Annotated in this window: 7 protein-coding genes; all 7 read right to left on the bottom strand. The window is 39.5% G+C overall.

All coding sequences use genetic code 11. The features are described from left to right. Positions 1–12: 12 nt before the first annotated feature. A complete protein-coding gene (locus ACO6S2_RS08905) occupies positions 13–4218 on the bottom strand; it encodes a CHAT domain-containing protein (RefSeq protein ID WP_422362147.1) in 4206 nt (1401 codons plus the stop codon). 190 nt (positions 4219–4408) lie between these two features. Further along, on the bottom strand, positions 4409–6934 hold the full coding sequence (gene priA, locus ACO6S2_RS08900; protein WP_422362146.1) for a replication restart helicase PriA: 2526 nt from the start codon (positions 6932–6934) through the stop codon (positions 4409–4411). Continuing rightward, positions 6935–8230 (bottom strand): glutamate-1-semialdehyde 2,1-aminomutase, encoded by a 1296-nt coding sequence (hemL, locus tag ACO6S2_RS08895; RefSeq protein ID WP_422362145.1) that lies wholly within the window; start codon positions 8228–8230, stop codon positions 6935–6937. It lies immediately after the preceding gene. Continuing rightward, entirely contained in the window at positions 8214–10043 is a 1830-nt protein-coding gene (locus tag ACO6S2_RS08890; protein WP_422362144.1) for a hypothetical protein, read from the bottom strand. Before ACO6S2_RS08890 ends, hemL begins: the two co-directional genes overlap by 17 nt. 83 nt (positions 10044–10126) lie before the next feature. Then, positions 10127–11548, bottom strand: a complete 1422-nt coding sequence (gene pyk / locus ACO6S2_RS08885) for a pyruvate kinase (protein WP_422362143.1) — start codon at positions 11546–11548, stop codon at positions 10127–10129. A 16-nt stretch (positions 11549–11564) separates the two neighbouring features. After that, positions 11565–12005: an IPExxxVDY family protein gene (locus ACO6S2_RS08880; protein ID WP_422362142.1), complete on the bottom strand. Its 441-nt coding sequence runs from the start codon at positions 12003–12005 to the stop codon at positions 11565–11567. A gap of 59 nt (positions 12006–12064) precedes the next feature. Beyond that, complete coding sequence (locus tag ACO6S2_RS08875; protein WP_422362141.1) at positions 12065–13132, bottom strand: DUF4421 family protein; 1068 nt, start codon at positions 13130–13132, stop codon at positions 12065–12067. Positions 13133–13141 lie beyond the last annotated feature (9 nt).

The raw sequence follows: 13141 nt of genomic DNA, 5'->3' as shown, positions 1-13141 counted from the left end.
TGTTTTCACTAATTAATCCAGCCCAATCATAATAAAAGGCCCCCAGAATATAGGGTCTTTATATTCATCTCGGATTTCTTGTTTGGCCTCGATAAATGAAGCCCTTTTATCTCCTGTAGCCAGCCACTTCGAATAAAACTTAACCATAAGTTTTTGAGTAGCTTCATCGGAAACCTTAAACAAACTCATAATGATGGTGCGTGCTCCAGCTACCAAGAAGGCTCTTTGTAGACCATATACACCCTCACCAGCCTGAATCTCACCCAAACCGGTCTCACAGGCTGAGAGCACGACTAAATCTGTCTTATCGAGATTTAAATTCATAGCCTCATAAGCTGTAAGAATACCATCATCCAAATTAAAGTTGGATGTTGTCTCATTCAAAATATCTCCCGCCCCACTCATGAGCAAGCCTGTTTTCAATAGAGGGTTTTGCGCAGCTAGGTTTTCATTCATAGCAATATCTTCAGCACTCAAATCAGCATCCGGTTGAAAGAAACCATGCGTTGCTATATGGAAAATTTTTGGATTGTCCATTGCCTTTATGGCTTCCTCCGTGGCTTTCTTTTCTTTATGATCAGTGGTGACCCACCCATCTCTTCTCAACAAGTCCTTGAGCTCAGTCACTTCCTTTTCAGTACCTGGCAATTGTCCGATCACATCAGGGTTACCTCCTCTGGTAGTTGCGCGACCTGTCCAACTCCCAGGTTTTGAGGAGACGTAATATGTTGGGTTACCAAACATCTCAGCTGTATTAGCCTCTTGCACTACATTAGTTGTGATTTTATCATAGAACAAATCTTTTGTATTACTTACTAATACAATATTTGATCGATCCAATACATAGCTACCATCTTCAAGCTTAATAGCTTCCAGGTTTAGCTGATTGTAAACTCCATCGGCCGACACATAGATTCTGCCAGGGTTACCAATTACATCCTGAATAGGCCTCCAGAAATTATCATAGGACTTCTGATCTTCAATTCTAAACTTGATACTATTTCTATAAAGTTTCAAGTATTTGGATTCCATGTCCTTACCGTTCTTTAGTAGGATCAACCCGGGAGTACTTTTCTTTTCATTTTTCACGTACATTACCGCATACATGATCGAATCTTTAGAAAACCCGTGATCAAATACACGGAACCTTACCATCTCTAGAGCTACTTCATTTGGGTTGAGTGACTTTTGAACGTCTTCCCAAGTCACTACTCTAGATTCAAAACCTGAACTAAAATCTTCGGACTGTTGACTCAGCTGCTTCTCAAGGTCCTCCACCTCTACCTGCAATACATTACCATCTATTCCAGCCTGTGCCAGCTGATCTGAACTCATTGATAACACTTGGGTAAGCGTTTCTTTTTTAGCTTCCCATTCCCTATAGGTTGAAATCAAGGCTTCATCCCCAGAAGACAATATTCGTTGTCTAATTTTAATAGAAGAACTAAGCAACAGTGCCTTGGTAAGAAGTGCATTATTATAGAGCGTACCTACAAGATCAGTGTTTTTCTTATTGTAATTGATCACAATAGTATTGTAGAACTCATAGTCTTGCTTAATTGTATTCCAAAATTTCGCTTTTTCTCTCTCTGATAAAGAAGGAAAAAACTCTTTAATGAATACCGCATAATTCTGTAGCACTTCTTCAATCGACTCTTGAGATCTCTTGATGTCGCCTTGCATAAAGTAGGTCTTACTCATTTTAGAAAGTACCTTCACATATTCTGGATGAGACTTGCTAAAGAAGCTCTCATATAAACTCTTGGCTTTTCCGTAATAGCCTTCGGCTTCATCGTATTGTTTCTGATTATAGTAGATATCTCCTCTTAGAATATTGATCGTGGCGGCATTAATGTTGTTTCTGCGACCGATACGTCTATCCCAGATATTAGCCGCATCTTCCAAATAAACGAACGCTTCGTCAAATCTTCTTTCAGCGACATAAACGATTGCTAAGTTCTTCAACACCTCTGCATAGTGCGGGTTTGACCCTCCCAATTTTTTGCCAATGATTTTCTCGGCCCTTAAGAACAAATCCTCTACCTCAATGGTTGGAGCGTTATTATAGAAGCGCACCAAAGCCAAATCTGATATGGCTCGGGCCACATCAATATGATCTCGTCCAAACTGTTTTTCTCGAATTTCTATTACTTGCTCCAATAGTGTTTCTGCAGCATCATAGTCACCAATAGTGGTGTTTATTTTCGCGAGTGTCACTAAACTTGGCGTAATCTTAGAAGACTCCTCTCCAAAAATCTCATTGGTGATATTAAACGCTCTAGTGGCAATTTGTTCAGCCAGTGTATAATCACCAAGGATCATTTTTAGCCTTGCTTTCAAAATTAGAGGATCATTGAGGTGCCTGCTTGTGGCGCCAAATCTGTCTTCTTTTTTCTTTAGATCCTTTTCTATAAGCTTTTCAGCATCTCTGTATCTTCCAATATCTACATACACTTCTGCGAGCTCATCTTCAATCTCAATTCCAGAGGTTTCCACTGTTCGCACACCGGACTTTTGAAGTCTTTCCGACTTATTGATATTGTCTTCGGCCTCATCGTACTCCCCTTTAATAGCAAACAAAGTAGCTTGGGTAATTAAAGACTGCGCATAATAGCCTCCTGCTAGTTCTTTGTCAACTTTTTCTAATATTCTTATCGCTTCTTCTATATTCTCCTCTGCCTCACTGTATAACCCAATTTTAAACTGAAGATTAGCGATTTTATCCAATTCGATCGCATACTCCATATCTTCATTATCATACTTCCTTCTTGAAGCCTCAAGTGCTACATCAAGAATTTCAGAGGCTTTTGCATATTGGTCATTTTCCTCATAGAATACTGCCTGATGATCTAAAATATCTACGTAATCCAAATGGCCTTCGTGAATTTCTTTTTTTACAATCTGATCCCAGCTGGTTTTGTAAATTTCTAATGCTTCATCAAATTTTTCTGTAAAGTCAACGTAGTAATTGGCCAGTCTTACCTTAGATAAATTGTACTCCGGAGATTCCTCACCATAGAGCTCCTTTTTTATTTCCAAAATCTTTGTCAGGTACTCGTAAGAATTCTCATGTCTTCCGTTGATCACCGCCACACTATTTGCAAACTCCAGCATGTCGATTCGCTTATGGTGATATTTAGGAATGACAGACTCTGCCCCTAGGATTTCAGCCACCTCATTCTCTAACCCAACATCCTTTCCTCCAAGAAGCACATCATAATCGATGGTCTCGAGCATCACACTGTTAAGACTATTCTTGTCATAGTTTTGTTTAATGACTTTTTTAAATTCTGTAATGTGATTATTCAATTTGGCCTTGTTGCCATTCTTGATATAACTCTTGATTAAGCGCTCTCTGATTTGCACCGTCACATAATGAGACGGCAAGTACTTTCTTATCGTATTGACATAGGCTTTTTCATACAAATCCACGACGGCCCCAATTTCCAATCCATTCTCTTCTAACAGAAGTGTATTCAAATACTGATTTTCACTATAAAGGATATCAGCTTTACCAAGATTTTTTTGAATCCAACGATCAGCATAAACAAAGGAAGAATCTGCGCTTAGGTAGTTACCCATTTTACGATAGGCATCTCCTTTGAACATCATCATGCGAGCAAACTCTCTCTTTCGTTCTCTTTTTACATATTTTTTTACATCATCATCCAATAGAGCACGTCCTTGATAGAAGTCCATTTTACTATCAATCAACTCTATGGCATCACTGTAATATCCTCTACCAACTTTGATTTGAGCATCCAGTACGGCAATCGATGCAGCCAAATTTTCATCCATCTCTGCTACTTCCAAGATCGGTCTCGCTTTTTCCAAGTACTCGCTAGCCTGCAAAAAATCACCGTAGAGAATCATTACTTCAGTTGATTCTTTGAGCAAAAGAGCATGAACTTCGGAATCTGCTCCGTTTACCACCTCGCTCATTTCAAGGCCTTCACTTACTGATTGGTGAACACCACCCAATATACCTAGAGCCACATCATACTTTGCTTCTTTGATTCTGGCAATTGGTAAGAACTCATTGACACCACCTATTTTTTTGGTGGTTTGTTTTTTTATTTTTTCAATTTCACCTCTTGCACTTGAGTAGTTACCCAACTCATACAGATCAGCAGCCTTTTCAAGCTTCTTATCATATTTGGTCTGCCCATAGGCAGAAGAAAAAGACAGGAGTAATAGAAATAGGGATATTTGCTTCATTTGTTTCATGTTCGATTAGTTTTCTGCAGGTTTAAGTATAAACCCACACATCTTTCTATCTGGTCTATGTATAAAATTAAATAATTTTTATTCAACCCTTCTCTCATAAAATGGTGAATTCACACTCAAAACAAGCATATTCGATGAATTACCAAGAAGACAAGTCAAATTACCAATAATCAGACACAAGCTATACAGGATCTACATCGAAATAAAGCCTTAACATTTTATAGTCTTTATGCTGTTTGACCTCTAAGCCCAATTTATATACTAGTTCCTTAACCTTATTGATGCTTATTTTCTTTTTTTCGATTTTGATATAAATCTCTTCAATATACAAATTTCGAATTCTTGAAATTACTGGCTGCTGGGGGCCCAATACTCGCTGCCGTCCTAATTCTCCAATCAAACGACTCGCATACTGCTTAGAAGCGGCCTGGAGTACGTTCTTCTCTTTATGCTTCAGAATGACCTTGATCAACCTGTAGAATGGAGGATATTGAAAGTTTTGTCTCTCCAGGATTTCTGCTTGAAAGAAAGATTTATAATCTCCTGTTCTAATTTTATACAGCAGGGGTTCATCAGGCTCTCCCGTCTGCAAAATAACCTTTCCTTTATCATCTTTTCGTCCTGCTCGACCACTCACTTGTGTGATGAGTTGGAAGGCACGTTCGTGAGATCTGAAGTCAGGAAAATGTACTATTCGATCGTAGTCAAAAACACCAACCAACGAAACCTTATCAAAGTCCAACCCCTTGCTCAACATTTGGGTACCTACCAAAATATCTGTCTCTCCACGTTCGAAGCGATCAATGATATGCTGATAGCTGTACTTACTACGTGTGGTATCTTGATCCATCCGCTGGATATGTGCTTCCGGAAACAACAGTTTCAAATCCTCCTCCAATTTCTCCGTACCAAATCCCACCGTTCTGATTGCAGTTGAGCCACAAGCATCACAAATGGCTGGCACAGATTCTTTATGACCACAGTAATGGCAAATCAACACATTGTTATGCATATGATAGGTCAAACTCACATCACAGCTTTGGCATTTAGGCACATGGTTGCAGTCGTTACATATCAAATATGGCGAGTACCCCCTTCGATTTTGGAATACAATAACCTGCTCCTTCTTCTCTAAGGCTACCTTGATGCCTTCCAATAACTCTGGAGTAAAGTCTCCTTTCATTCTTTTACTCTTGCGAGAAGTGAGAATATTTGCTAGTTCGAATTCAGGCAACTTGCCTTCTCCAAATCGCTGGCCGAGCTCCACTAATTCATACTTTCCATCTAATGCATTTTGGTAGCTATCTATGGAAGGTGTAGCTGTCCCCATTAGTACATTCGCCTGATGCAAATGGGCTAACCAAATAGCTGCGTCACGCGCATGATAGCGAGGGGCTGGTTCATATTGCTTGAAGGAAGACTCATGCTCCTCATCAACAATAATGAGACTTAGATTATCAAAAGGTAGAAAAACAGAGGATCGAACACCAGCAACCAAATTGATTTTGCCTTGATTTACCCCATTCCAAATCTCAACTCTTTCGTTATCTGAATATTTCGAATGGTACACACCTAGTACACTTCCGAACACTTTGTGTAGTCTGGAAACAATCTGAGTAGTTAAAGCTATTTCAGGAAGTAGATAAAGCACCTGGCCTCCGTTCTCCAAGGCATCCTGTATAAGATTGATATAAATCTCTGTCTTTCCACTACCCGTTACTCCATGCAAAAGCACAGGTTTATTTTTTATAAAAGCCTCAAGAGTAGCTGACCTTGCTTTTGCCTGTTCAGGTGAAAGTGAATGATTTTCTTGTAGTTCACCATCTATTTCATCCAGTCTTGAGATGACCCTTTCATTTTCAACAAAAATCTCATTTTTCACCAGTGTCTTTAATGAAGAAGCGGAAAGGTCTCCAGTCAACAAACTAGATTTTAATACTTCTTTGTCTTCTGCCTCCCCCTCATCTATTCGGGTTAAGCTCAAATATTTGAGTAGAATGGCTTGTTGTTTTTGCTTCTTTTCAAGTTGCTCAAACAGCAACTGCATGGCTGACTCATCTTCCAAAAACTGATCACTCAACCTAATGGTTTTGACTGTTTTGGGTTTGAACTTGTCCTTGACTTGTTCAAACAAAAGAATACTTTCCTTTTGCAACAGCGACTTAAGTACCGGATGAATCATTTTTATACCGAGTACATCAGACGCTTGGTCAAAGCTCAAACGATCGCTACCCCTGAGGGCGTTTAAAATCGTTAATTCCTTTTCTGAATACTCCACTTCAGGTCGAAAAACATCCGACTCCGGGTTAAGTTGAATTAAAGACTCGCTAGTAAGCTTAAGTCCACTTGGCATGGCTGCATTGAGTACTTCACCAATGGTACACATGTAGTATTGTGCCAACCATGCAAAAAAATCCAGTTGATATGAATTCACCACAGGTGCGTGATCCAAACTATCTAAGACATATTTAGCTTCACAGACCTTTGGAACAGTCTGATGTACCTCTTTAACTACACCAGTTAGTATTTTCTTCTTGCCAAACTGAACGACTACCCGACTGCCTCGCTCAATATGCTCTTCAAGGTTTTTGGGAATACGGTAAGTGTAGGTTCCTGGAAGAGGAATAGGCAGAATCACATCTGCGAAGTAGGTGATTCGTTCTTCGAAATTTTCGTCAAGCTCACTATTTAGTTCTAACTGAGACAATTACCGCTTGTGAATCTCCTTCAAAGAATCGTAGTTGGCCTGAATAATCAAATCTGCTTCTATCTCATCAATAGCCGATGACACAAACAAAGTTTCGAATTGAGAAGGCGCCAGATAAATGCCTTTTTCCAACATCGAATTAAAGTACTTACCGAACATATTGAGATCAGACTTTTTTGCACCTTCGAAATCGATCACCTTTTCATCTGTAAAAAACAGACTGAACATCGATCCCACCGAATTCACTGTGTATTTCAATCCTAACTTCAATACATTCAATTTAATTCCCTGCACGATGTATTCAGTCATGGTTTCTAAACGCGTGTAGATTTCAGTATTTTCATTTAAATACTTTAACATCGCCAATCCAGCGGCCATGGCTACTGGATTTCCAGAGAGTGTACCTGCCTGATAAACCGGCCCACTTGGAGACACCATACTCATGATATCTGCTCTTCCACCGTAAGCTCCAACCGGCATCCCTCCTCCAATGATTTTTCCGAGGGTAGTCAAATCTGGTTTTACCCCATAATATTGCTGTGCGCCTGCTTTGGATATTCTGAATCCCGTCATCACCTCATCGAAAATGAGTACAATATCATTTTCGTCGCAAAGTGTTCTCAACCCTTCTAAATATCCAGTAACGGGTGGCACACACCCCATATTTCCACCAATTGGTTCGAGTATAATCGCTGCAATTTGATTGGGATTTTCCATCACCACTTCTTGCACCTTTTCCAAATCATTGAAAGGCACAGTAATGGTATCTTGAGCTGTTCCTTTAGTTACTCCAGGGCTGTCGGGTTCGCCCATAGTTGCGGCTCCACTTCCTGCTGCTATCAAGAATGAATCGCCATGTCCATGATAGCAGCCCTCAAATTTTATAATCTTATCTCTTTTAGTAAATCCCCGGGCTAATCTTATCGCAGACATAGTCGCTTCGGTGCCTGAATTCACCATTCTCACCTTCTCAATGCTAGGCATCATATTGGCTATTAAATCAGCCATTTCAATTTCCGAAGTCGTAGGTGTACCAAAGGAAAGGGATTTTTTCACTGCGTCAATTACTGCACGTTCAATCTGCTGTTTTCCGTGCCCTAGGATCATAGGTCCCCAAGAGTTAATCAGATCAATGTATTTATTCCCATCTACATCGTGCATATAAGCACCTTTAGCAGACTTCATAAAAATAGGCTCTCCTCCCACGGCCTTAAATGCCCGTACTGGAGAATTTACTCCACCTGGTATATGGCTCTGTGCTAACTTAAAACTTCTGAGACTATTGGTTTTGTCCATTACTCTTTGGATTAACTACTTTTTGTTTTGAATCTGATAATATCGTAATAGGCACGTATTGATTACTATTTCTGAAATTGAACTCAGTTCCCTGAAGCAACTGCCCTTTTACAAATCCGACATCAGGGTTTCCTTTTTGAAAATAGTGCCCATATTCTTTCAGCATGTTGCCCACATAATACATCATCTCGTAGCCAATGATGGCATTGAAAGATGGTTCGGTTTTATAGCTCTTCAAATATGACTTTCGGAAATTCTTAAAAGTTGGGTTGCTCAAGTCCACATATTCTGGATCTATAAAATAAATACCCAACCTTTCCATTTCTTCCAAAGTTAGCGTAGGAAACTCCTTCCAATTACCACGTCCAATGAGAACCGTACTATCTGCACGAATTGACAATGCACTAATAAAATTTGAAGCGAACAAAGCTTTGGATGAAGCCACATAGATATGCCCTATACTGTCTGGCGCCAACGTGAAAAATTCTTCGTAGTACTCTATACTGTCTTTAGTAATGCTAGATTTTCTTTCTTTAATGAATCGCTCTTCACCTGGCAAAATCATGGCCGTAACAGAATCTACCTGATCTTCCGAATAACCCACCTCATATTTTTCGGTTAGTAAGTCATAAGCCTGACGTACTGTAGTATCCACTACTGCAGCGTTGATCAACACTTCAAATCCAGCTTCCTGGATGCGTTGACTATAAGTATAAGCGCTCAATGAGTCCCTTTCATTGTTCTCATAAAATATCATCGCATACTTGTTCGTCAGGCTATCAATAGCTAACTGAGCAGCAACCAAAGCCTGAGTCTCAGTGTCTGCTTTAAACAAGAATGCAAATGGATTGTTTTGAATGGATTCAGAATTAGAAATGAGTGGATTGATCATATTGATCTGGTTCTCAAAACTAAAATTATTAGCCACTTTAGAGGGTCCTGGAAAAAGCGGCCCGACAATCAAATCCATGGATTGCATCTCTGGTTGATCAAATATGGCTTCAGTGATTTCTGTGTTTCGTTTGGTATCGTAAGGAAAAACGTTCAGGTATTTGTCCTCCAAGTTCAATGAGTCTGTAGCCATCAACATACCAGCATACAATTCCATTACAAATTTATTCCTTTCAATTCGTGCGGTGTAGCTCAGATCTTCAAACATGAATGGAAGCAAAACTGCGACATTGTAGGACTCTTTCATCTCGCTCTCACCTATTTCCGGCAAACCATAAGTTGACTTATCCAAATCAAATTGGTTAACTAGCCTATTGAGTAATTGAAAGTCTCTATCTGACATCTGCTGATCATTGATTTTGCCAGCAGTTACTTTCGCTATGATTTCGTCATCTGGAAACTGTTCAGTTAATTGTTGAAGGATCGGCAAACTATCGACTTCGACCAAGTTTTCCTTCATCAAAGCTTTGGAATCATCCAAACCTGATTTTTTCGCAAAATATGCACCTCGCTCGTAATTCTTTTCAGCAAAATAAATCTCTGCTAGAAAATGACGAACCTCTTTGATTTGTTTCCAATCATTGTTGCGCTCGTCCATCTGCAGCCACATGGCCTTGGCATTTGTGGTATCTCCATTGCGATAGGCAGACAACCCATAATAATAAGCTGCATAATCTTTGAAGGCATGCGTTTGATTGTTGCCCGCCAATCGGCGGAAATAATCCATAGCAAACGTGTAATTCTCCTCTGAGAAATATTGCTTTGCCTTTAAGAAATCTGACTGATCATCCTGAGCCTTTGCTTGCGAAGCAAGAAGCACAATTAACGGACAAAATAGGGCGAATTTTAATAGTCGTAACAAGCCGGTTTTATTTGATAAAAGAAATCAATAAATGAGGGCTTAAAACTATAAAATTTGGGTATCTGAATCTATGAATGTGGTAATTATTTTACCACATCCAGTTTCATCATATTAGTTCTTTCTTGCCAGTGCAGTGGCATCGAAGCAGTATTGATATACACATCACCTGCTTCAACCAAACCCTTGCCTTTCAATATCTCCAGTACCTCGTCGAATGTTTCATCAATTGGCTTCTGCTTGTCATAGTAAAAGCCTTTTACTCCCCAGATCAAATTGACAGTTTTGAGCAAATGCTTGTCGCTGGTGAATATATAAATATCAGCTTCTGGCCTGTTTTTCGCTAAACTGAAGGCGGTATATCCTGACTTGGTCATACCGATAATTGCCTTGGCTCCAACAGACTTACTGAGCTGACAGGCAGACTTGACAAGCATATCGTTTTTAGCGGTTGCGCTTTGATTATCTTCCCAAAACTTATTAAAAACGACGCTGGCTCTTTCTTCCACTGCAGAAATACAATTGGCCATCGCCTGAACGGATTCAACAGGAAAACTTCCTGAAGCCGACTCGGCAGATAGCATGACCGTATCGGCACCATCTAAAATAGAATTGGCCACATCGTTGGCCTCTGCCCTAGTTGGCCTTGGATTGTCTATCATGCTCTCCAGCATCTGAGTAGCGATTATGACTGGTTTACCAAGTTTGTTACACTTACTGGTAATTCTTTTCTGAATCATCGGTACGTCTTCCATCAACACCTCAACACCCAAATCTCCTCTTGCCACCATAATGGCATCCGTCGCCTCGATAATTTCGTCTATGTCTGCCACTGCCTCAGGCTTCTCTATCTTGGCAATAATTTTAGTTTGCTTGCCCCTAGCGTCGATAATATCTCTTAATTCATGAATGTCTTTGGCATTTCTTACAAAAGAGAGTGCCACCCATTGTACGTCATGCTGCAAACCAAATTCTAAATCCTCGCGATCCTTTTCAGTTAATGAGGGTGCAGAAATTGCTGTGTTTGGCAGGTTAATACCTTTCCTAGACTTCAACATACCGCCATGTACTACTTCAGTCTTCACGTCCTTGCCATCTGAAGAAGTCACTTTAAGCTGCAACTTTCCATCGTCTACTAAAATCAAATCTCCTGGTACAACATCAGTTGCTAATGGTTTATAGGTAGTACTCACCTTGTCGCTAGTACCCATCACATCTTCGGTACTAATGATTAACTGCTGCCCAGGTACAATCTCAGCTTCTCCATTTTCCATTTGCCCAATTCTGATCTTCGGCCCCTGAAGATCTTGTAGCGTACAAATATTAGTTCCTAACTCCTCGTTAATTTCATTGATCATGTTGATCCTTTGTAAGTGATCATCATGTGTACCATGAGAGAAATTGAGTCGAAAGACATCCGCCCCAGCCTCAATCAATTGTATGATAACTTCCTTTTCCTCACTTGCCGGACCCAGTGTGGCAATGATTTTCGCCCGTTTCGATTGCATCAATATGTGTGTTTGTTTAGAATAAAAAACTCTCTTTTTCCTTGATTTTATTCACATCCAACTTCACGATAGAATCGATCTTTTCAGACCGTCTAAGCGCTGAGAAGAGCATTTCCAAATCGGAGGTTTCTTCAAACTCTTCTATCTTCAGTAAAAAATCAAAAGTTCCCAGAGACGGAACAAATAGTTTTTGGGTCATTGCAGTCTCAGTCAAAACCTTGTTAGCCAGAAGAGTAAAACGCCGAAAGTCATTTTCAAAAACGAAGTTTGAAACAATTAATTTTTCAGCATTTTTCAAATCCACTTCAAGATCTGACTCTTTACTCAATCCAATGCCTAGCGCTTTGTTGATAGCCCACGAAACTGTATAGTCTTTGGATTGAGAAATGATACCTATCAGATGAAAATCATAGCTATAATCTGCTTTTAGTTTTAGCTTCTTCACTGATCGGCTCATTGAAGGTCAAAATTGACAACATTTTCAATGAATTCAAACTTTCATTGCAACTATTAGCACTAATCCAGTATTTTATTAAGAATAGGTAGCCTAATTGGCTTATTCAGTACAAATCGCTTGATTAAGTTTATTCGTACGTTTCCCGGGTTTTCTGTGATTTTAGAGTGATCCAACGGCGTATGGTTTGTCATAAAAGTTTGCACAGTAGCCAGACCTACTTGAAATGTCTCACTATTATAACCTAGTCCAACTTTTGTGGAGTAATTAACATTAAATGTCAAACCATCAATATCCTCCTGTGTATCATCATATGATTCCAAGGCGGTGAACGAACCTCCAAATGCAACTGTAGCAACTATTGAAAAATAAAAATGCTGAGCTACAACAAAGGTATGTCCGTAGCCCCCGCTTACGCCCAAATTGACGATTGCGTTTTTATTGATCTCATATCCGTCAAAAAAATCCGTTTCTTTTGTATTGAATGGTATAAATGAGCTATCTCCTTTGGAAAACATCATGTTGTATTCCATTCCCAACAAAAATGATCCCGCACTTTTTTTCTGCCATTCGTCTTGTGCAAATGCGGACCGAAAGGAGAACTTTTCACTGTTAAAAATTCTGACGAGATTAAAACTAAAGTTGGTATTTCTAATCTCTGGTCGAATAGGAAAAGAAGAATCCATTTCATCTTGAGTCGTTGTTTCGTGTGGATTGGTCAAATAATAGCCTTTGTAGGTACTCAACCAAGCATCAAAAACAAATTTGTCTAAATAGTAATGGATCTGCGCATCCAAATATTTGGTTTTACCTTTATCCTTTTCATCCCAGCTATTTACAAAAGGGAAATTGAGTCCCAGATTGAATGTCGCTCTTCGATAGCTAACTCCGACACCAATGATCAAATTTTCATTCGAAGCATACCTAAGGCGCTCCTCGTATCTGCTGTCCCTAAGCACATATCTTGAAAATTTTACTGAATTGTAAAAACGTGTAGTTAAATCCAATTCTGAAGTATAAGATGCGATATAATTGGTGTCCTGCTTATGCTCGTACTTATCTTCAATATCTGATTGGGCACGAAGCACATGCACCAAAGTCAGAAGGCCTAACAGCATCAAATATTTCATAATCTAAAA

It is taken from the genome of Reichenbachiella sp. (genome assembly GCF_965233835.1).
Lineage (GTDB): Bacteria > Bacteroidota > Bacteroidia > Cytophagales > Cyclobacteriaceae > Reichenbachiella.
Note: the sequence above shows the minus strand (reverse complement) of the source record. Positions and strands in the feature narration are given on the sequence as shown.